At 42.4% G+C, this 22661-nt stretch carries 19 protein-coding genes; 14 read left to right on the top strand and 5 right to left on the bottom strand.

What is annotated here, in order from left to right:
* Window positions 1–178: 178 nt before the first annotated feature.
* The 3 genes from P9687_RS07725 to P9687_RS07715 all read left to right on the top strand — a co-directional run bounded on the left by P9687_RS07725 (window position 179) and on the right by P9687_RS07715 (window position 3017).
* Entirely contained in the window at window positions 179–724 is a 546-nt protein-coding gene (locus tag P9687_RS07725) for a glucose PTS transporter subunit EIIB (RefSeq protein ID WP_328228883.1), read from the top strand.
* A 22-nt stretch (window positions 725–746) separates the two neighbouring features.
* Window positions 747–2072 carry a 6-phospho-alpha-glucosidase gene (locus P9687_RS07720; RefSeq protein ID WP_162533431.1) on the top strand — a complete coding sequence of 442 codons (1326 nt, stop codon included), beginning with the start codon at window positions 747–749 and terminating at the stop codon, window positions 2070–2072.
* A 456-nt stretch (window positions 2073–2528) separates the two neighbouring features.
* Window positions 2529–3017: a PTS sugar transporter subunit IIA gene (locus P9687_RS07715; RefSeq protein ID WP_168985611.1), complete on the top strand. Its 489-nt coding sequence runs from the start codon at window positions 2529–2531 to the stop codon at window positions 3015–3017.
* A gap of 271 nt (window positions 3018–3288) precedes the next feature.
* Here P9687_RS07715 and P9687_RS07710 read toward each other — a convergent pair whose 3' ends face one another.
* Window positions 3289–3762, bottom strand: a complete 474-nt coding sequence (locus P9687_RS07710) for a glutathione peroxidase (protein WP_168985610.1) — start codon at window positions 3760–3762, stop codon at window positions 3289–3291.
* A 391-nt stretch (window positions 3763–4153) separates the two neighbouring features.
* Here P9687_RS07710 and P9687_RS07705 point away from each other — a divergent pair, with 391 nt between their 5' ends.
* The 8 genes from P9687_RS07705 (at window position 4154) to mcrC (ending at window position 16463) form a co-directional block, all read left to right on the top strand.
* The gene (locus P9687_RS07705) at window positions 4154–4798 is read left to right on the top strand and encodes a LysE family transporter (RefSeq protein WP_014097083.1); all 645 of its coding nucleotides are present in this window, start codon (window positions 4154–4156) and stop codon (window positions 4796–4798) included.
* Window positions 4799–4950: 152 nt separating this feature from the next.
* Entirely contained in the window at window positions 4951–5148 is a 198-nt protein-coding gene (locus tag P9687_RS07700) for a hypothetical protein (protein ID WP_035189966.1), read from the top strand.
* Window positions 5149–5457: 309 nt separating this feature from the next.
* Window positions 5458–5766, top strand: a complete 309-nt coding sequence (locus tag P9687_RS07695; RefSeq protein WP_071452125.1) for an N-6 DNA methylase — start codon at window positions 5458–5460, stop codon at window positions 5764–5766.
* Window positions 5767–6090: 324 nt separating this feature from the next.
* Window positions 6091–8655 carry a type I restriction-modification system subunit M gene (locus tag P9687_RS07690; protein WP_168985609.1) on the top strand — a complete coding sequence of 855 codons (2565 nt, stop codon included), beginning with the start codon at window positions 6091–6093 and terminating at the stop codon, window positions 8653–8655.
* Window positions 8655–9845 carry a restriction endonuclease subunit S gene (locus P9687_RS07685; protein ID WP_168985608.1) on the top strand — a complete coding sequence of 397 codons (1191 nt, stop codon included), beginning with the start codon at window positions 8655–8657 and terminating at the stop codon, window positions 9843–9845. The genes P9687_RS07690 and P9687_RS07685 overlap by 1 nt, the downstream gene beginning before the upstream one ends.
* A gap of 15 nt (window positions 9846–9860) precedes the next feature.
* Window positions 9861–12944, top strand: coding sequence for a type I restriction endonuclease subunit R, EcoR124 family (locus tag P9687_RS07680; RefSeq protein ID WP_168985607.1), 3084 nt, complete (start codon window positions 9861–9863; stop codon window positions 12942–12944).
* 47 nt (window positions 12945–12991) lie between these two features.
* Window positions 12992–15406, top strand: a complete 2415-nt coding sequence (locus P9687_RS07675) for an AAA family ATPase (protein WP_168985606.1) — start codon at window positions 12992–12994, stop codon at window positions 15404–15406.
* Window positions 15393–16463, top strand: a complete 1071-nt coding sequence (gene mcrC, locus P9687_RS07670; RefSeq protein WP_168985605.1) for a 5-methylcytosine-specific restriction endonuclease system specificity protein McrC — start codon at window positions 15393–15395, stop codon at window positions 16461–16463. Before P9687_RS07675 ends, mcrC begins: the two co-directional genes overlap by 14 nt.
* Before the next feature lie 410 nt (window positions 16464–16873).
* Here mcrC and P9687_RS07665 read toward each other — a convergent pair whose 3' ends face one another.
* On the bottom strand, window positions 16874–17164 hold the full coding sequence (locus P9687_RS07665; RefSeq protein WP_237340421.1) for a hypothetical protein: 291 nt from the start codon (window positions 17162–17164) through the stop codon (window positions 16874–16876).
* Window positions 17131–17814 (bottom strand): LXG domain-containing protein, encoded by a 684-nt coding sequence (locus P9687_RS07660; RefSeq protein ID WP_237340420.1) that lies wholly within the window; start codon window positions 17812–17814, stop codon window positions 17131–17133. Before P9687_RS07660 ends, P9687_RS07665 begins: the two co-directional genes overlap by 34 nt.
* Before the next feature lie 404 nt (window positions 17815–18218).
* On the opposite strand from P9687_RS07660, the gene P9687_RS07655 reads away from it, so the two are divergent.
* Window positions 18219–20270: a catalase gene (locus P9687_RS07655; protein ID WP_168985604.1), complete on the top strand. Its 2052-nt coding sequence runs from the start codon at window positions 18219–18221 to the stop codon at window positions 20268–20270.
* 150 nt (window positions 20271–20420) lie between these two features.
* Entirely contained in the window at window positions 20421–21278 is an 858-nt protein-coding gene (locus P9687_RS07650) for an aldose epimerase family protein (protein ID WP_168985603.1), read from the top strand.
* Window positions 21279–21493: 215 nt separating this feature from the next.
* On the opposite strand, the gene P9687_RS07645 is transcribed toward P9687_RS07650, so the two are convergent.
* Both P9687_RS07645 and P9687_RS07640 read right to left on the bottom strand, forming a co-directional pair.
* Window positions 21494–21697 carry a hypothetical protein gene (locus P9687_RS07645; protein WP_168985602.1) on the bottom strand — a complete coding sequence of 68 codons (204 nt, stop codon included), beginning with the start codon at window positions 21695–21697 and terminating at the stop codon, window positions 21494–21496.
* 107 nt (window positions 21698–21804) lie between these two features.
* Window positions 21805–21975 carry a hypothetical protein gene (locus tag P9687_RS07640; protein WP_168985601.1) on the bottom strand — a complete coding sequence of 57 codons (171 nt, stop codon included), beginning with the start codon at window positions 21973–21975 and terminating at the stop codon, window positions 21805–21807.
* Between the two features lie 76 nt (window positions 21976–22051).
* On the opposite strand from P9687_RS07640, the gene P9687_RS07635 reads away from it, so the two are divergent.
* On the top strand, window positions 22052–22661 hold a 610-nt coding region (locus P9687_RS07635; RefSeq protein WP_328228884.1), incomplete at its 3' end, for a hypothetical protein.

Genomic DNA, 22661 nt, shown 5'->3' with positions numbered 1-22661 from the left:
AAACAAAGGAGAATAACACACAATAGGAGGAATTCATGAAAAGAATGTCGAATTGAAAAGAATTTTATCGAAAATTCCTCAAAAATAAGAAGATATCATCCCACCAAGCCATTTAAATATAGTTCATTCAAAAATTAGAATGAACTATATTTAAGACGTGCGAAATGTGGGTTTAAGCATGGTTGTGCTCAATCTCCTGAATGTGCGTGCCATTGGTCCGAACGGCATGATCGACTTCCTGCTGTACAACCTGCCGCTCGGTATCGGCAGAACGAGATGGCCGTTATATATTCTCACAGGCCTTGTATTTTTTGCCATCTACTATGCGGTCTTCCGGTTCTTAATTGTAAAATTCAATTTTAAAACGATCGGCCGTGAAGACGAGGGCCAGGAAACAAAACTGTATTCCAAAAAAGAATACAACGAAAAAAAGGGAAGCGCCAAAAAACAAGCTGGCGCAGCAGTGGAAGATGGCGGCATAGCAAGCGTGATTGTCAATGCGCTCGGCGGCCCCAGTAATATCGACACGGTTACCAATTGTTATACAAGGCTCAGGCTGACGCTTGAAAACCCAGAATTAGTGGATGAAGGCGTGCTGAAAAATGTAACCGGCGCAAGCGGCGTCATTAAGAAAGACCATAATGTCCATGTCGTATACGGATTGCAAGTAACAAGCGTGCGGAAAGCAGTGGACCAGTATTTAGGCCGAAACAACGAAGAATAACAAATAGGAAGGAATGAAGAAAATGAATAAATTTTCAGTTGTCATTGCAGGCGGAGGCAGCACATATACACCGGGGATTGTCACGATGCTTCTCGACAATTTGGACCAGTTTCCGATCCGAAAATTGAAATTGTACGACAATGACGAAGAAAGGCAGCGTGTGATCGGGGAAGCATTGGAGATTGTATTAAGGGAAAATGCACCGGAAATTGAATATGCTTTTACAACCGATCCTGAAGAAGCTTTTACAGACGTTGATTTCTGTTTTGCCCATATCCGGACAGGGAAATATAAAATGCGGGAACTGGATGAAAAAATCCCGTTAAAACACGGGGTGGTCGGGCAGGAAACATGCGGGCCCGGCGGAATTGCTTACGGCATGCGCAGCATTGGCGATATGATCGAACTGATTGACATCATGGAAAAATATTCACCGGATTGCTGGATGTTGAACTACTCCAATCCGGCCGCCATTGTCGCTGAAGCGTGCCGCGTGCTCCGCCCGAAAGCCAAAGTACTAAATATTTGCGATATGCCGGTCGGGACGTTGCGGAGAATGTCGCAAATCATTGGCAAGCAGCCGAAAGATTTGGATGTGCGCTATTTCGGGCTGAACCATTTCGGCTGGTGGACGAGTATTAAAGATAAAGAAGGCCACGAATATTTGCCGGAGATCCGCGATTATGTCGCGAAACACGGTTATTTGACCCAAGTTGAAGTAGATACGCAGCATATGGACCAAAGCTGGCAGGAAACGCACAAAAAAGCGAAAGATCTTTTGGCGGTCGATCCGAGATTTTTACCGAATACGTACTTGAAATATTATTTTTACCCGGACTATGTCGTGGAACATTCCGATATCCATTACACGAGGGCAAACGAAGTCATCGACGGAAGGGAAAAAGAAGTGTTTTCTGCTGCGGAAAGAATCGTTGAAAAGGGAACCGCTAAAAATGAATCTTTTTCAGCCGGCAGCCATGCGACATTCATCGTCGATCTTGCCCGAGCGATTGCCTACAATACGCATGAAAGAATGGTCATGATTGTGGAAAATAACGGCGCGATCGCAAACTTTGATGATGATGCGATGGTGGAAGTTCCCTGCATTGTCGGAACGGACGGACCGGAACCGCTGAGCCAGGGGAAAATCCCGGAATTCGAACGGGCGCTGATGTACCAGCAAGTCACCGTGGAAAAACTGGTCGTGAAGGCTTATGTCGAAGGCAGCTATCAAAAATTGTGGCAGGCGCTAACCCTTTCAAAAACCGTGCCAAGCGCAAAAGTCGCAAAAGCATTGCTGGATGATTTAATTGAAGCAAACAAAGAATACTGGCCGGAATTGCACTGACAGCTACGCAGGCTTATGTGGTAGGCAGATGTCAAACATCGTGGCATCACTGGCCTTTTTAAAAACGAACCGGATTCAAAACACCAGCCAGGGTTGAATAACGGAAGGGGCGAAAAGGAATGCGGGCTTTTCGCCTTTTTCATGATAAGGACCAGTATAAAAAAAGGTCGAAGGCGAGGAGTGGGGGCAACTGGTTGAAAAGATGTCCGAATCGTTCCGGTTTTTGCTCGTAACCGGTATAAGAAAAACAATAATATAAGGTAAAGCCTAAATTTTTACATTAAGACCAAGCATCAATCTGCATGATGATGACTTTTGCACGAGACAGCAGAGTTGCAAGGCTTCGTTTTATATAGCGATTTGTTTTTATATGGGTATGTCGGTGACGCAGAGCCACCATTTTTCCCCTTTTTATGTTAAAGTAAGGGTATTCATTAAAATTCGGGAGGGGATCACATGTTTAAACTTTTTTCAAAAAAAGCGGCAGTGGAAGAACTTGTTGCGCCAATGAGCGGGAAGGTTGTTCAAATAGAGGATGTGCCGGATGAGGTGTTCAGCCAGAAGATGATCGGGGATGGCATTGCCATTGAGCCGGATGAAGGCGTTGTGGTCTCACCGGTGGATGGGGAAATTGTCCAGTTTTTCCCAACGAAGCATGCGGTCGGGCTGAAAACAAAGAGCGGATTGGAAATATTGATTCATATCGGCATGGAGACCGTTGCTTTGAACGGAGAAGGGTTCGAAGGCTTTGTTCAACAGGGGGATCGTGTAAAAGCCGGTGATAAACTGGTTTCCTTTGACCTTGAACAAATCAGGGAACGTGCGGAAAGCATCATCTCCCCTGTTGTCATCACCAATTTCGATGCCGTGGACACGTTAATCAAAACGACTGAAACATCGGTAAAACGCGGCGAATCGGTATTGTTGACGGTGAAAATGAAATAGTTTTCTTGCAGATAAAATGAACTTAAGTTTTTACATCAAGATACCCATTTGTGACGATGACTACTTTTTACAGCAGGCAACAGAGCTGCGATATTTTGTTCAATTTATACAGATGAAAAATGGGAAGACACACGCCCATCTAAATGCACGGATACATTTAGAACGATGTCTTCCCATTAAAAAGGATATGTTCTTATGCTATATCAAATGCTCGGGCAAGAAAAGCGTAGCGATACGGGCGGGATGCCGAAACTTCCCGCTTTTTTTATGTTTATGCCTGCAGCAGCTCCTCGATCTTTTCCTCTAGGTCTTCCGGCTTTGTCCGCGATCCGTAATAGCCAATGACGTGGCCGTGCCGGTCGACGAGAAATTTATTGAAATTCCATGTAATTTTCTTCTCGCCTGTCTGCTCGAGCAATTCGGCAAACAGCGGGTTCATTTCTTTCCCCTTCATTTTGCTTTTTTTAAACAACGGGAATGTTACGCCATAGTTGGCTTGGCAAAATGCTGCAATTTTTTCGCTTTCGTCAAACTCCTGTTTCATAAAACTGTCACTCGGAAAGCCAAGCACGGCAAACCCCTTGTCTTTGTACTTTTCGTAAAGGTGCTCCAGCCCCTCATACTGAGGTGTAAATCCGCATTTGCTTGCCGTATTGACAATGAGCAGCACCTGGTTTTTATATTCGGACAAGGACTCTTCCTCGCCTCCAGTAAGCCGTTCAAAAGAATAGTCATAAATGGACATAATCAGTCTCCTTTTCCCCGGAAATTTTATTTCTTGTCATTATCGTAAAGTGAATGTGGGGACATGTCAAATGATGGGATGGTTATATCACGGCCTGGTTTTGTGGCTCTGTTGTTAGGGCGATATCAAAATAGGTTCCAACACCAACTGTTCAAGGTGTGAAAGTAAATAAGTGGAGTGGTAAAAAATTGCAAAAAATGATTTATTTCAGACTGGATAAATATTAAAATAGGTGTATGAAGATACACACTCATATTTTTTAAGGGGGGGGATGATGGTGCCCGTTTTTTGATCAACAGCAAATGAAGATGCCATTTTAACAAACAGCGGGTTGGCAGTATTAGCTGTCAGAGACAGATGGAGTTTTAATTGCAAGGAGAAAGGTGAGCACATGAATATTTTTAGCTACATTGTTTTAGGGCTTTCCCTCTCAGTGCCAGTTGGCCCCATTACGATTGAAATGGTTAAGAGGGGGATCAAGAAAGGCTTTTTGCATTCCTGGTTTGTCGGCTTGGGCGGGATGTCCGCCGATGTTGTTTTAATGTTTTTGATTTATTTCGGTGTATCTACATATTTAACTACACCAGTTGCGAAGCTGATGATGTGGATTTTCGGGTGTATCATTCTTGTATACTTAGGCTATGAGAGCATTAGAGATGCTTTTAGAGAAATCACCATACCAGAGGAGAAAAAGAAAGGAAATTTGCTGCAATCTTTTCTGTCAGGCTTTTTGATTGCGATCTCTAATCCACTGAATATTATATTTTGGATTGGCATTTATGGGTCGGTTTTAACCACAATTTTAAATACGGTAAATTCGGGAAAAGCTTTACTTTACAGCAGCGCGATTTTTATTGGGATAGCTGCCTGGGATATAACGGTAGCTTCTTCCGTTCATTTTGGAAGAAAATTTGTTCATCAGCGTTTTTTAAAATGGCTGTCTGTCATTGCCGGGATTGCCTTAATTGGATTTGGCATACATTTCGGGTATCAAGCCGTGAAAAGTCTGTATTTAGTAGGCATCGGCCACGAATAACCAGGTGGTTTAGGATGCTACATGAAGTCATCGCACTTACGGCCATACAAAAGGCTTTTTTCTTTTTTAGAAAAAAGTAGCCGCTTCCGCAATGCCTGCTTTCGCATATTTGCTTTTTCAATTCCCATACTAGAGGTGAAGGAGGGATGAATATGCCAAAACGGAAGCACGGTGCCGAACAAAAGAACAAAGAAGGCTTTGACTCAGCCAAAACCGATTCCGAGTATTCAAGGGAATTGCAGCAGCTGGGCGATGGGGCAGGCAGCGCGGCAGCCAATCGCATGCACAAAGAAAAAGCAAAAAAAATGAAATCCTCCAAAAACCAGGGAGAATGGAAAGGCATGCATTGAAAACGGGTCTTCACTCTTTAAGAGTGAGGGCTTTTTTGCGGTGGCGGGTCTTGCGTTACCTTGGTACATTTGTACATTGAAAGCAGTGACAAATTGGCAACGGGAATTCCTGAATCCAGTTTATGGAGCCAAATGACGCTTAATGGTTATGGATTAAAAAACGACTACAAGAAAGTTTAAAGACGATCGAAGAAAAAATTCCCTTTTTGCAAAATGTATTCCAAGAGGTTCGAATTTCGGAGCAATTAGATGACGCTGCTTTGTACCAGTTTGCGACAGTTGTGAATCAGTATCCAAGACCAAATTCAGATGATTATGCCGAAATATTTGATGAATTGCTTGATCGTCCACAGGTCAGGAAAGACAGGAGCAGAGATTATAACTCCTCGAGTTATCGCTAAACTGCTTCCATTACTGCTGAACATTCAGGAAGGCACAGTCTATGACGGAAGCTTTGGAACCGGACGCCTCTTGGCATATGCTTACCGCTATGCAAAAGAAAATGGTTGCAAAATAAAACTGGTTGGACAGGAAATAAACGCGAGGGCCAACTGGGTATTTCCGGTACAAATAAAAGCTTCATCGGTAATGGAATTAGGTGTCATTACAGCGCTGTAAGGGAGATCTTATGGAGGTGTAAGATGAAAACTTATGATGAACCAAGATTTTTCATTGAAGGAAATCCATTTTTGATATAATAGAAGCATATTAAACTGTACTAATAAAAAGCACACAACAATCAGCTTGGAAGAAAAATGATGATCCACAGCTGGCATATTAATTTGGATATACTAATAAGTTTGCATGTCATGTGAGGATTTTTTGCAATATATATCAACATGTTTCAAGAAAAATTGGATGAATCGATGGAATTTGATTTAGACTTAGACGTTGATACAGCCAATATGTGATTCGAGAAATATAACAAATGGGGGATACAACTTGATTACATCAGAAGAAATTAAACGTAGATTATGGGATGGGGCCAATGAACTACGTGGTTCAATGGATGCCAGCCGTTACAAAGATTATATGCTTGGATTAATGTTCTACAAGTTTTTGAGCGATAAGACATTGGAAACGTTCAAAGTGGCCAGTGGCATCGGGCAAATGTCTGAGTTTGAGCTGGTGGAAGCATACACAAAGGCAAAAGCAGAATACGGCGAAATGCTAGAGCAAATGATTCAAAACGTACTCGGTTATTATGTCTCTCCTGAGTATCTTTATCAGACTTGGATAAAAGATATCAATTCGGGTGATTTTGAAGTCCAAAAAGTAATAGATAGCTTGAATCACTTTGAGCGTACGATTGCCGTGTCTGGTGATTCGGATGACTTTCAAGGACTATTCTCAAGTTCAACGCTTGATTTAACGGATACGGCTTTAGGCAGCAATTTAAACGAACGGAGCAAAAATATTAAAGCACTGATTTTGCTGTTTGCAGACTTGAACATGGTAGCATTGCAAAAAGGCGATGTACTGGGTGATGCGTATGAGTACCTCATCGGACAGTTTGCGATGGAGTCAGGAAAGAAAGCTGGGGAATTCTACACGCCACGACAAGTCAGCGAAGTCATGGCACAAATTGTAGCGAGAACATCAGATATCAAGTCAATCTATGACCCGACTGTTGGTTCTGGTTCGCTACTTTTAACAGTTGGAAAGCACTTAGATGAAGATGCACAAAAGAATTTGAGCTATTACGGGCAAGAAAAGAACACAGCAACCTATAACCTAACCCGTATGAATTTATTGCTGCACGATGTTCGGCCAGATAAAATGACCATTAAAAACGGTGATACACTTTCCCAAGACTGGCCAGAAGATCCAGAACGTCCGAATGAAGGCGTGCAATTTGATGCAGTGGTGATGAACCCGCCATATTCAGCGAAAAATTGGAACAGATCAGGGTTAAAAGTCAGCGACCCTCGTTTTGAAGTTGCTGGAGTGTTGCCACCAGATTCTAAAGGGGATTTTGCTTTCCTATTACATGGATTATTCCACTTAGGACAAAACGGGACGATGGCGATTGTCTTGCCTCATGGGGTGCTATTTCGTGGTTCAGCAGAAGGCGAAATTCGCAAACGATTGCTTCAAAAAAATTACATTGATGCCATTATCGGCTTGCCAAGTAATCTATTTACCAATACAGGGATTCCAGTCGTTGTCATCATCTTGAAGAAGAACCGAAAATTTGACGATCCTGTTTTAATCATTGACGCATCTCATAGCTTTATTAAAGTTGGAAAACAAAATGTCCTGCAAGAAAAGGACATTGCAAAAATTGTGGATACATATGTTGAACGAAGAGAAGAGGAAGGGTACAGTCACCTAGCGACACGCGAGGAAATAATGGAAAATGAGTATAACATGAACATTCCTCGCTATATCCAAGTAAATGAAGAAGAAATTCCGCACGATGTGGATGCTCACCTACTTGGCGGGATTCCTCAAAGGAATATCGACGATTTAAAGGTTCTACAGTCTACCGTGCCAGATGTTTTGAAACGATCATTAAAAGAAATTCGTGAAGGATATGTCGAACTGTTAAAACCCGTTGAGGAAATTTCTAATGATGTATTGAGTGATGCTCGCATTGTTGAAATATCAAAAGAAATCGAAAGCAAAACAAAAAACTATATCGATAAATACTGGGACGTTTTGCGAAATGTTGACAAAAGCAGTAGCTTGACGCAGTTAATGGACGAAATGCTGGTTGAGATCAAGCAGATTCTTTCATCCTTCCAATATATTGATGTGTATGACGGCTACCAAATTGTGGCGGAGATATGGAAAAATACACTGGCACATGATGCGGAAATCATTAAATCAAGTGGTTTCTATACAGCTGGTCGCACGCGTGAGCCCAATATGGTAACGAAAGGATCCGGAAATAAAAAACGTGAAGAACAAGACGGCTGGGTTGGCAGTATTGTACCAAATGAGTTGATTGCAAAAAATTTATACAGTGATGAACGAAAAGAAATTGAATCAAAGAAAGCCCGCATTCAGGAGATTGAAACGGGGCTATCTGAATTGGTTGAGGCTGCGAAAGAGGAAGATAGCGATGAAGCCAATGCTCTAGGCGAGTGCTTGAATGAAGCAGGTGAGGCTTTTGAAAGCAAATCAATCAAGGCTGCGTTAAAAAAGGCAAGCAAGGAAACCGTTGAATATAACCTACTGAAAAAAGTTGAAACATTATTTGCAGATAAATCAGCGCTTAACAAAGCCGTGAAAGCGGATGAAAAAGCACTCAAAGAATCCGTGCAAGAACGTATTTTGACTTTGACAAACGAAGAAATCGACAACTTGATGTATGAAAAATGGTTCGGCAATATGGTAGATGCTATAGTTGGTTTGGTATGGAAACCGATAAAAAAAGAGTTGGACACATTGCAAATGTTGGATGATCGTTATGCTGATACCTTGTCAGCAATTGATGAAGAAATTCAAGACTCAGAATCAGCACTTGAAGCCATGATGCGTGAATTGGTGGTGGAAGAATAATGGAACAAAAAAATTTGGTGCCAAAAAGGCGATTTAAGGAATTTCAAAATACTTCCGCTTGGGAACAGCGTAAGTTGGGGGATGTTGTTGATGTTCGATCTGGCAGGGACTATAAACATTTATCTGAAGGTAATATACCAGTCTATGGAACCGGTGGATATATGCTAAGTGTGAGTGAGGCTCTTTCGTATACTGAAGATGCAATTGGCATCGGGCGAAAAGGTACAATTGATAAACCATACATACTGAGAGCACCATTTTGGACAGTGGATACACTATTCTATGCAGTTCCTAAAGAAAAGTATAATTTAGATTTTGTACATTCAGTTTTCCAACGAGTGAACTGGAAACAAAAAGATGAATCGACTGGTGTACCGAGTTTGTCAAAAATGACGATTAATACAGTTCGTGTTGCAGTTCCTGAATTTGAAGAACAAGTAAAAATCGGTTTGCTATTCAACCAACTCGACAACCTTATCACCCTTCATCAACGTAAGTTAGAAAAAATGAAAGCATTAAAATCAGCTTATCTTTCTGAAATGTTCCCTGCTGAGGGTGAGCGTGTGCCAAAACGGAGATTTGCAGGATTTACGCAACCTTGGGAACAGCGGAAGTTTATTGAGTTATTAGATGTCAAAGATGGAATTCGCCGCGGTCCATTTGGCAGTGCACTGAAAAAGGATTTATTTGTACCTAAAAGTGATTATGTGGTGTATGAACAACAAAATGCGATTTATGATAAGTGGGAAACTAGATATTACATTACAAAAGAAAAGTTTGAAGAACTTCATAAGTTTGTTTTGAGTGAAGGGGACTTTATTATGAGTGGTGCTGGAACAATTGGACGTATTGCAAAAGTTCCTAAAGGTATTAAAAAAGGAGTTTTTAATCAAGCGTTAATTCGTTTTAAAATTAATCCGGAGTTGACAGATAGTAATTACTTCCTCGAATGGATTCGCTCAAATGAAATGCAGCGAAAATTTACTGGGTCTAATCCTGGTTCAGCAATGACGAATCTAGTCCCAATGTCTGAAGTAAAAGAGTGGGTTATCTCTTTGCCAAGTTTGGCTGAGCAGAAAAAAATAGGAGATTTTTTTGCCGAATTATCTGATATAATCACCCTTCATCAACGTAAGCTTGAAAAACTACAAAACATCAAAAAAGCATACCTCAATGAGATGTTTGTATAAAGGGGGAGCGAAATTATGAGCAATACACCGAAGAGTGCGGCGGAGAAAACTTTTCAAGAGAATTTTGTCAAGGAACTGCAGAAATATAAATGGGAAGCACCCGAGTTTTTAAACGGCAATAAGCAAAAAGTAACGGTTGCTGACTTGGTATCGCACTGGCGTAGTGAACTCAACCGTATCAATGCTGACCAGCTTGAAGGCGTGGAATTAACCGATAATGAGTTCAAACAAGTGATGGCAAAGGTCAATCAAATCAGTAATAGCTATGAAGCTGCAAAGATTTTGGCTATTGAAGGATCAAAAGGTAAGATCGACGGCATCTACCGTGATGACAATCCGAAAATCACGAGAAAACAAATCACGTTGACGATTTTTAAAAAAGCTGAAGTACGTGGTGGGGACTCGAGCTATCGGATTGCGAGAGAAATACAGACCCCTAACAATAATCGTTTTGATATTGTCCTGCTGATCAACGGCTTGCCCTTAATCAATATCGAACAAAAACGCACGGACAAAACGTTGGACGAGGCATTTGGCCAGTTTGTGCGCTACTACCGTGACGGTGAATACAGTCATAACTTTATGGCTTTTTCCCAAATGATGGTCATCACTTCTGAAATTGACACTCGATATTTCGCTACGCCCAAAACAATTGGAGATTTTAACCCGAGTTTCGTCTTTCATTGGGCAGATAAAGATAACCATGTAATAAACGATTGGAAAAAAGTAATTGAACAATTTTTGATGATTCCAATGGCACATCAGATGGTCGGAGATTATTTAGTCATTGATGAAGCGCGTGATGAGGAAAATAGGCGACATCTGTTAATGCGTCCCTATCAAGTTCATGCTCTGCAGGCGGTTGAAGGGGCTGCGTTTGGATGGGACAATGATGAAAAAATACCTCATGGCGGTTTTGTTTGGCACACGACTGGTTCAGGAAAAACAATCACAAGTTTCAAGACTGCTTTGTTTTTATCGACAAGAGCAGGATTTGATAAAGTCGTCTTCCTTGTTGATAGACGTGAGCTGGATAATCGTACCAGTGAAAACTTCAAAGCATATGCTGCCTACGAGCCGGTTTCTGTTGATGATACAAAACACACCTACCAGCTAAAAAAGAAACTGATGTCAGCAAAGAATGGCATTGTGGTCACGACAACATTCAAACTTAATGCTTTAGTGAAGGAACTAGAAGAAGCGCACGACAATCGTTTGGCAGAAAAGAAAATGGTCTTTATCATCGATGAAGCCCATCGTACGACAATGGGACAGATGATGGGAACGATAAAACGCTATTTCAAGAAAAATGGGCTTTTCTTTGGTTTTACCGGCACCCCCTTATTTGATGAAAATAAGGTCAAAGGAAAGATCAATGAAAAAAGCGAAGTCATCAATACCACTGAAAAGTTATTTGGGCCGATGTTACATCAATATACGATTGACGAGGCGATTGCTGATAAAAACGTATTAGGTTTTCACGTTGACTATATCAACACCGGAGAATTCAAAAGTTATGATGATTTAAGAGACCAGATCGCTGAACAAATGAAGGAAGAACATTCTGAATGGACGGACAGAGAAATCGAACGCCAAGTTCAAGAAATGTCAGAAGCGGACGTTGAAAAGCAAGCAAAAAAACGAGGGCTGCTTGTATACCAAGACGAAACGCATATTCCACGGGTAGTGGAAGAAATTCTGAATAACTGGGAATCCCAATCACAAGAAAGAGAATTTAATGCAATTTTGACGGTTGCCTATAAAGACCGTGTAATTGCTTATTATCATGAATTTAAAAAACAACTAAAAGAACGTGGGAAAAAGCTAAATGTAGCGATGACGTTTAGTTTCGGTAACGAAAATGATCCTAAGCCACTAGACCCTGAAATTGTCAAAGAGATGTTTCAGGACTACGCTGCCTTTACAGGTATTGAGTTTATAGCGGGGGATAAAAAACATGGAGAAGATGCTTATTTTGAAGACCTTGTAGAGCGCGCGACACGAGGCGGCAGTGGACGAAACCCGAAAAATATCGACCTCGTCATTGTGGCAGACCAACTGTTGACAGGTTATGATTCGAAACGTCTGAATACGCTTTATGTTGACCGTACCCTTGAACTTCAAGGTCTGATCCAAGCCTACTCACGCACCAATCGTGTCTTTGGTTCGAAAAAAGAATTTGGAACGATTATCAACTTCCAATACCCTCGAATGACTGAAGAAATGGTAAATCAAGCTTTGAAGCTATATGGAAGCGGTGGGAAGAGCAGTAAGGCCATTGTGGATACTTACCAAACGGCTGTAAAGAAATTGGAAATCAAAGTATCTGAAATGATCCCGACTTTACCTGACCCTACTGAATGGCAAAAAATAGAACAGGATGAGAAGAAAAAGGAAGCTTTTATCCTTGCTTTTAAAGATGCTGCTGAGCAGTTAAATTTGGTAGAACAGTACTATGAATTTAAGTGGAATGATGACGCTTTTGGAATAGACGAGCACACTTGGCTGCAGTATGTCGGTGCTTATAAAAACTTAACAAGGAAGCCCGGAACCCCACCTGCGCCATCAACCGTTCATCCGCTTGCTGGAAAAACGAAATTGGCAGGAACACAAGTCATTGATGCAAACCATATTATAAAATTAATAGGTTCAAAAGTTACTTCACCGTACGGCGTGCAAACGGTGGATCGTGAAACACTTCGTATTATTTATGAACAAATTCAAGAGTTAAGTAACATGGGGGACCATGAGCAAGCACAACTATTAAAGGAATTTGTGGATACTGAGCTTGTACCTGGTAACTTATCGAGCAATTTGAACTTTGATGAGGCATTTGAAATTTGGAAAGCGGATAAGCTGCGCGATACGGTCATTCAATTTTCTTCGGAGTGGGGATTAGATAGTGAATTACTTATAAAAGCGGTGAATTCATATTCCACTTCTGAGCCTGATATTGTTCCTTTTATCAATGATCTCATTCGCAGTGTTGATTTCAACAAGGCAACCAATCAAACAGCTGGCAGTTTGTTAAAGCATAATATGATCCTCACGACTAAATTGCCACAATGGATTGCTGAGACGAAGCAAAAGTATAGTTAATGATGAACCATGTTTAAGATATAATGAAAAATTAGGTGAAATGGCTTATGATCAACAAAAATTCGTTAGCAGCGGTGATCGCAGCATATAAACAAAACTTTCCAACGCACTGGGAAAATGAAAAATATAAATGGGAAGCGGTCCAGCATTTTCAAGATCATTGGGATATCAATGCTTCTGACTTTGCCGAGATGTTCACGAAAGCAACAGACAAAACCAATAATCTGCTCACTTCCGTGAACAACTACCCAAGAAGAATGATTCATGAGTTTGCTGTGGCAGATGAAGAAGCGACAAGAGCCATGTTTATCAATCTGTATGATGAGTCCAAGAATTTTGCGGAACGAGTTGAAAAATTCCAGTCTGATGCAGAAACAATGCGTGTAAAATATGATCAAGGCACATGGAGGCAGCATTTTCAAACGCTGAATTCCATTAGCACATACCTTTGGCTCCGTTATCCGGATAAATATTATATTTACAAGTACTCGGAATGTCGGGCTGTGGCAAAAGTGCTTGACAGCGATTTCATTCCAAAAAAAGGCGCTTCTTCTCGCAATCTCGTAGGGGAATTTCACCTTTACAATGAAATTTGCGAGCAATTGAAAAAGGATAAGGAATTGGTACAAATGCTGCAATCTGTGCTTACGGATTGTTGTTACCCGGATAAAGCGCTGAAGACATTGACGATGGATCTTGGCTTTTATATCAGCCGTTTTTATACAAAAAAGTCTACTGAAGATCATGCCGAGTGGTTTCCAATGGACTATAGCCCAAATATTACAACGGAGGAATGGCTTGCACTGCTTGCAGATAAACGTGTTTTTAACACAAAAAGTCTAAAAATCATGAAGCGCATAAAAGACTGTGGCGGCATAGCCACTTGTAAGCAGCTTTCGGAAAAATATGGGGATAATCCGAACTATTATAATAGTGGATCTTCTGCTCTTGCAAAGCGTGTTGCCGAGATGACGGGATGTCCTTTGATGACATCTCATAACGATAATGCAAAGTGGTGGCCGATTTTATATGTTGGAAAGCATGCAGACAAAGATATGGCAGGTAATTATATGTGGAAACTGCGTGATGAATTGAGCAAAGCACTGGATCAGTTTGACCTTTCTGAAATTCCTTTGTATGAAGAGGAGCCACAAGCTAAAATCAGCCAAGGTAAAGAGAAGCAGGGTTACTGGTGGCTCAATGCTAATCCTAAAATTTGGCGTTTCTCGGATATCGACATCGGCGAGACGCAGCGATATACACTGTATAATGAAAATGGCAACAAACGCCGCATTTTTCAAAACTTCTTGGATGCGAAGGCTGGCGACCTGATTATTGGATATGAATCTTACCCGGTGAAACAGGTGGTAGCACTTGCGAAAGTGCTGGAAGAAAGTGATGGAGAATATCTTTATTTTGAAAAAACAGAAGGGCTTGTCACACCGATCGATTATGCAACATTGAAAAATTGTCCTGAGCTGGAAAAAATGGAGTATTTCCAGAATCCACAGGGCAGTCTTTTCAAACTGACGAAGGAAGAATATGACTTTATTGAAGACATGATTCGCGAGGAAAACCCGATTACGCCGAAAGAAAATATGGAAACTTATTCCAAAGATCAATTTTTGGAAGAGGTATATATGACTGAAGAACGTTACGAAACGCTCATCTCTCTGCTGAAGCATAAAAAGAACCTCATTTTGCAGGGAGCTCCGGGTGTTGGCAAGACCTTTACAGCAAAGCGGCTTGCTTATGCAATGATGGGATTAAAAGACGACAGCCGCATTGAATTGATTCAGTTTCACCAGAACTACTCCTATGAGGATTTCATGATGGGATATAAACCTAAGGAGGAAGGGTTTCAATTACAATACGGCATTTTCTACAAGTTTTGTCAAAAGGCAGCGAACATGCCTGATCAACCGTTCTTTTTTATCATCGATGAAATCAATCGCGGCAACATGAGTAAAATATTCGGTGAATTGCTTATGTTGATTGAAAAAGATTATCGTGGCACAAAGGCAACGCTTGCTTATAACGGTTTGCCGTTCACTGTTCCAAAGAATCTGTACTTGATCGGGATGATGAATACCGCCGACCGTAGCCTTGCAATGATTGATTATGCTTTGCGCCGTCGTTTTAGCTTTTTTGAAATTGAGCCGGGATTTCATTCTGCTGGGTTTCAATCCTACCAGTCTGCATTAGATCATGACACGTTCAACACTTTAATTGAACGCATCAAGGAATTGAATCAGGAAATTGCTGCCGACAGTTCACTTGGACCAGGTTTCCGCATCGGCCACAGTTATTTTTGCGGACAAGTTGAATGTACGGATGAGTGGTTGAAGGAAGTGGTCGAATACGATATTCTTCCGATGCTGCATGAATATTGGTTTGATGAGCCGGACAAATTGCAGCGTTGGGAAAACATACTGCGCGGTGTTTTCAATGATGAAAGATAAAGGCATTCTGATTAGAAACATCTATTATATGCTCTCTTACGCCTTTCGTGTGCTGAAACGATCAAACTACGATGAAATAGGGTCAGAAAAGTTTGAGCATATCCAAGATCTATTTGCTGCCATCCTTGCTAAAGGAATCGCCCGGCAACTAAAACAGGGCTTGTATAAGGAATATGTTTCATATTGTGATGACCTTTCCGTGTTACGCGGTAAACTGGACATTCATGGGACCATCCATCATAAACTGCAGCGGAAGCAAAAGCTCTCCTGCGAATATGATGAGCTGTCTGAAAATAATGTATTTAACCAAATCCTGAAAACCACCTCTGTCATACTCATGCAGCAGCCATCTGTAAACGTTAAACGGAGAACAGCCTTGAAAAAAGTGATGCTACATTTTGACAGTGTGGATATGATTGAGCCAACGTGCATTAAATGGAACATTCTGCGGTTTCAGAAAAACAATCAAAGCTATAAGATGCTCATAAACATCTGCTATTTTGTTCTGGATGGCCTGCTGCTCTCCACAGACAAAGGCAAGTACAAAATGGCTACTTTTTTGAATGATCAACAAATGTCACGTCTGTTTGAAAAATTTGTATTGGAGTATTATCGGTATCACTATCCAAGCTTGCGGGCAGCCGCTTCACAGATAGCATGGAACATTGATGCGGGAGCGGCTGATTTCTTGCCTGTTATGCAGACAGACATCGTACTAAAATCCCGCAACAAAGTACTGATCATCGATACAAAATACTATGCGCATACCATGCAAGTTCAGAACCGGTATGGCAGCAGGACATTTCATTCCAACAACCTGTATCAGATTTTTACCTATGTAAAGAATCAGGATGTCGGCAATACCGGTAATGTAGCGGGAATGCTGTTGTATGCCCGAACCGAAGAAACCATTGTGCCAGACTCCGACTTTATCATGAGTGGAAATAAAATTAGTGTGAAAACGCTGGATTTGAATACTGCCTTTGGAGACATTGCCGGGCAACTGGACCATATTGCAACGTCATATTTTGGTGATGTTGAAAAGAAGGAGGCCTAGGGATTAAAGAGGTACAACACTGTAAATAGGGCGTGCGTTGCAATTGCCTGTTTATTGCACCTCTAATATTCAACAGCTATCCTGCCTCTTTTGGCAGTGGATCTGTATCGGAAAATCGTCCCCCAATTGTCGCCTAACGGAGGATGATTTCTTTTTGTAAACACAGTTAAAATTGGCAAACTTTTCATCAGGTTTTTGGCTCTGTAAACTGAAAAAGGCCTGAAATTTTTTAGATCACTGCATTTGTATTTGGGCAAACTGTCAATTGTATTTTCGAGTTTTTTTCAGAGGGGAGGATAGATTGATTACGATTCCGGACTTATAGCAATTTGGCCCGAATTCAATGCATATAAGCAATATCAAATCATAAATGAATATAAAATGAATGTAGTAATTGTTCCTGAATCGCTTCAATTTTCACTGGTTGGTCGGGGAAAAAGTAGCAGCGTACCCAGTTTGTAATGCGTCTTAACGTCAACCAGCAGCGGATCATCCGGGTTTTCTGAACCGGAGATGGCTTTTTGGGGGATTTCATTCACCAGTTCATAGTAGGGCTGCTTGCTGCCGAGCATGCGGTATTCCATCACCATGACGCCGTCTTCATAGAAATGGAACTTAACGGACAAATGGCCGTCAAAGTCCTTGCCGTCTATGGTTTGAACCGGTTTTACGCCAGCTTTTTGAATGAGTCCGCCTTCCAAACTGCGGTAGGCTTCGGTTGTGACAAACTGTTTCGGGTTGTAAGGGCAATATCAAACGAACCGCTACCCGCCATCGATTCCATCTGCCGGACAAACTTCGCCATTGCGTCGATGTCTTGGTCTAAAGCTTCAAGGGAGCGGGTGGCTTTTGTATCAAAGTCATACAGCTGTTCCAGCGTCCTGGTTGCTTTTTTCCGCGCTTTTTGGATTGGATGCAGTTTTTCATCAATGTCCAGTTTGGGCAGGGCAACAAGATCCGAAACTTCCTGCATTGCAGTATTGGCATCCTCCAGCAAATGGCCAATGGTATTCTCCAGTTTTTTCAATGCGGGGATGACGCTGTCCTGGATAAAAGCTTCCTGAATATAGCCGTTCGGATCAGGCTCGAAAGCTGATAAGTCTTTAAGAATCTCGTTCAGCTGCCCGTTGTACCCGGCTAAAAATGACTGCAGGTACATAAGGAACGGCTGGTGAAAATCCCGGAAGTAGCCGCGTATGGCATTCCCGGCCTTTCCTTTAAACGCATCTTCCATATTTACAAAAGAGTCGATCGCCTGCTGGAGGCCCGTGATTTGTTCAGCCTTCTCCTTCAGAGCCCTTTGCGTGTCCGTGACCGCTTGTTCAAATGCTTGGACATCAAGAATTTTCATTGCTTCACCTGCTCATCGCCCGGCCTTCGAAGCCTTTTCCCAATTGTTCATCCTTTTCCTTCATGACATGAACAGCCTTTTTGACTGCGGCTTCAGTTTTCAATGTGTCTACACCCCGGTTTCGAAAATGGTTTGGTTTTATTATCCAGCGTTGCGGAAACGTTGTCAATTTGGTGAACGGAGGCGTATAGGCAAATGAAAGGGGAGATGGAAGAAGATTGCAGAACCAATAGATTCGAATGGAAAAAATGGAAGAGAGTTCGCACAAGATTTTATTGGATTAAGGATTTTCAATCAAGCACGTAAACACAAGCCTGGTACAAATGCAGTTTGCCTTCCTTCTTTGCAGGGTACGAAATGAAAGAGGAGTGATGATCCTATGCAAAGAGTGGAGGCAGATATGCATGAACAGTGAACGGAAACCGGGCCAAAATGAGAAGGACCGCCAGCTGGAACAGTTTCGCTCCAGTGATGAAGGAAAACCAATGACGACAAACGAAGGGTTAAAAATTTCAGAAGATGAATTTTCTCTGAAAGCGGGCGAACGCGGCCCGACCTTGATGGAGGATTTCCATTTTCGTGAAAAAATTACCCACTTTGACCATGAGCGGATTCCTGAACGTGTTGTCCATGCAAGAGGGTATGCTGCACAAGGCGAATTTCAGGTTTACGAATCCATGAAACCTTACACAAAAGCGAAATTTTTGCAGAACCCTGCTGTTAAGACGCCTGTTTTTGTCCGCTTTTCGACCGTTGCCGGGTCGCGGGGGTCGGCAGATACTGTCCGGGATGTGCGCGGATTTGCAGTAAAGTTTTACACGGAAGAAGGAAACTATGACCTTGTCGGAAACAATATTCCGGTTTTTTTTATCCAGGATGCCATTAAATTCCCGGATTCGGTGCATTCCTTTAAACCTGAGCCCCATAACGAAATTCCGCAGGCCCAAACGGCACATGATACGTTTTGGGATTTCGTTGTGAACAACCAGGAATCTGCCCATATGGTGATGTGGCATATGTCGGACAGGGCGATTCCGAGAAGCTTCCGGATGATGGAGGGATTTGGCGTCCATACATTCCGGTTTGTAAACGAAGAAGGAAAGGCCTGCTTTGTTAAGTTCCATTGGAAACCAAAACTCGGTGTCCATTCGCTGGTATGGGACGAAGCACAAAAAATTGCCGGGAAGGACCCGGATTTTCATCGCCGCGATTTGTACGAAGCCATTGAGATGGGGAATTATCCGGAATGGGAGCTCGGCGTCCAGATGATTCAAGAGGAAGATGAATTTGCTTTTGACTTTGATATCCTCGATCCGACGAAAATCTGGCCGGAAGAAGAGATTCCTGTGAAAATCATTGGGAAAATGACGTTAAACCGCAATGTCGATAATGTCTTTGCTGAAACCGAGCAGGTTGCCTTCCACCCCGGTAATGTTGTACCGGGCATTGATTTTACCAATGACCCGCTGCTGCAGGGCCGCTTGTTCTCATACACGGATACGCAGCTGATCCGCCTGGGCGGACCGAACTTCCATGAGCTTCCGATTAACCGGCCGGTGTGCCCTTTCCATAATAACCAGCGCGACGGCTATGGCCGCCAGACAATCAATGTCGGCCAGGTCAGCTATCATAGGAATTCGCTTGCAAATAATACCCCCTCTGTTTCCAGCGCACAGGAGGGCGGTTATGCACATTACCAGGAAAAAGTGGAAGGCCGTAAAGTGCGAAACCGCAGCAAGAGTTTCGAGGATCATTTTTCACAAGCCATCCTGTTTTGGAACAGCATGGGGGAACCGGAGAAACAGCATATTATCCAGGCCTTCAGCTTTGAACTTGGCAAAGTAAAAAGCAAGTCGATCAAGCAAAAGGCAGTTGATATGTTTGCCAATGTCAGCACCAACCTTGCGAATGCGGTCGCAAATGCAATTGGCGTGAATCCGCCTGAACAAGCAGAGGATCCAAAACTGGAAAAGTCTTCTCCGGCGCTCAGCATGCTGAACACGGTTATGCTTCCTGACACACGTAAAGTCGGCGTGATTCTCGGTAGCCAATTTAATGGGCCTAAAGTGGCAGCAGTCGTGAAAGGCTTGCAGGCTGCAGGCGTCCAGCCCGTCATCATCAGTGATAAAGCAGGTGATTTAAAAGGTACAGACGGGGCTGTTTTTGAGGCAACGGAAACATTCCTGACAAGCAGTTCTGTTTTATTTGATGCGATTTATGCAGCAGGCGGGCAAGGGTCAACCCCCGCATTTGAAAAAAATGCCGCACAATTTATTCATGAGGCTTTTATGCATGACAAAGCAATTGGCGCCACTTTTGACGGCGTTGTATTCCTGGAAAAAGGAAATCTGTTAAACCAGGCGGGAGTGGTCACGGGAGAAGATCCCCGGCAATTTACAGAAGAATTTGTGAAGGCAATTGCAGCTGACCGCCATTGGGACAGGCGTTTGATATGATTTTAAGATAGCAGGGAGCGGCGGATTCTCCCTGTTATTTTTTTACATTCAATAGATGGGGTGGATTGCAGTTCTTGGCGTAGAGAATCCATTTTTTACGCATGTTATAATATAACAGATGTTCAATACTTAACAAATCGAGGGATAACCATGTACAGCATAGAAGAATTTGACCGGCAAGGCATGCACTTTTTCCGTTTGAAGGGGGAGGGGGCTTTTGTGGAAGTCTGCCCTGAACGGGGCGGAATGATCACAGCCATTCATATTGCAGATGAGGATTTGCTGTATATGAATGAGGAAACGCTGTTTAATCTTGATAAAAATGTTCGCGGCGGGATTCCGGTTCTGTTCCCAATCGCGGGGCAGCTCAGAGGCAAGCAGTATGAATGGGAAGGCCGGGTGTATCAAATGGCCAACCATGGGCTTGTCCGGACGCGCCCTTTAGAAGTGGCAGGCCAATCGTGCGGCATGGATCATGCGGAAATCACTTTGGCATTCCATAGTACACCGGAGACGCGTATTTCCTATCCGTTTGATTTCGAAATGCAGTTAACGTATCGCTTAGCGGGCGGAAAAGTAACCATCCTGCAGAAAGCCACAAACCGGTCAGTAGACTCGATGCCGATTTGCCCGGGGTTCCATCCATACTTTGCCATCCGGGATAAAGCGCTGGAACTGGAGACCGCTGCAACAACTTATTTCGATTACAATGGCCACAAAGAAAAGCCACTTACTGGGAAACTGGAGATGGCGGGATTAAAAGAATCCGTGATATTTGAAGGTGGTTCAGTAAAGGCAGCTTTCCATGCCACAAAGGATCTCGCCATTGAAGCAGACGAACATTTCCGTTACACTGTCGTTTGGGTGGAAGGGGATGCGCCTTTCGTCTGCATCGAACCATGGGTCGCGAAAAATGAAGCGCTGAACACGAAAGAAGGGCTGATCCTTGTAAAACCGGACAAACCCATTGTACTGGAAGTTAACTTTTACCTGGAAAACAAATCATAAGAGAAGGGCTCCGGGGTGTTCTGTTTTCCTGCGGCAGATTGGATGCCCTCTCTCTGTGTTTAAACGGGCCTTTGAATCCCCAAAAGGTTTGAAAAAATCCGCTTTGCTGATTGGAATTTTAAGGTAGTCTGCCATGCCAGTTTCAATAAAAATTAAGATTCCGATAGAAATTTTTACATGTTGATTAAGTTGCATAGGCGGCCAGGAGATCTGTTTTAAACCTGGCCGTATTGGTTTGTGCGTAAGTTTTTCGGCCAAATTCCCGCCAATTCCTGAAACTTCGGGGTCATGATAAAACAGGATTCCCGCCATCCATATTTATTAACGATGTCTTTAGCGAAAAAAATTAAACGTTGTATGAGATAATCCACATCGGTTTGGAAATAGACCGGGGTGGTGTTTTTAATCATGACTGCCATTTCATCGATTGAATCTCCGGTCCTGTATAAAATTCCCAGTGCTGTTTTTCATCCGGCGGCATTTCTTTGGTGAGGGGCAGGATGGCCATCCGCGCCGAAGCTTTCAATTAAAGACCATTCGGCTGTTGAGGTGCATAATCTTGTATTTGCATCGATATGGTAAGAAATGGTGGTACGGCAGGGGTCTTCCTTGCGCAAACAGGCAGTTCATCTATTGAGATATCCGTTTCTTTCCGGTACGGCGGGACAAGCCATTGCTGATCTTTAGGACTGGACATTTTTCTCCTCCGGTATAAGGCTTTTTGTTCAATTTGAATCTATATGCGATGAAAAAGAAGCGTTTTTTTAGGGAAAATGGGCATTTTAATAAGAAACACCAGAGTGGGGGTAGTTCCTGGGATGATGATAAAGAAACACTTGTTGTTGAATCTGGCGATTGTGTTTATTCCATGGCTGTCGTTGCTGTTTTTAGGGAAGCGTAACTTAAAACGCTATGCTTTAGCGAGTGCTTTTATTGACGTGTTTGAAATTTCGAATCAATTATTGGGCCATATGTGGAAGTGGTGGAAGTTTTACGATAAGAAAGTATTATTTCTAAGGGATGAGCTGCCTTTCAGCATGGGCCCGTATATGCCGCTGTCGATGTGGATTTTGAAATACTCTTACGGAAACTTTAAAAAATTTGTCCTGATGAACATTGTTGCCGATGGATTTTTTGCTTTTCTATTTATTGAAGTATTAAAAAAGTTGCGTATCGCCTCCCTTAACCGGCTGAGCCCCGTCAATTTTTTTATCTACTTGCATTATAAGGCTTACTTAGGGCTTACTGAACGAATCAAATTTGGTCAGATACAAGCCAAATTCCGATTATCAAAATATAAAATAGTGTTGTGTAAAAATTTCAAAAAAAAGAACCCTGAGCTTGCGCTCCAGATTCAGTATGAGGAATTGAAGGGCTACTACT

The sequence above is a fragment of the Weizmannia sp. CD-2023 genome, from assembly GCF_036225245.1.
Lineage (GTDB): Bacteria > Bacillota > Bacilli > Bacillales > Bacillaceae_C > Weizmannia > Weizmannia faecalis.
The sequence above is the reverse complement of the archived record's forward strand: the minus strand, read 5'-3'. Positions and strand labels throughout refer to the sequence as shown.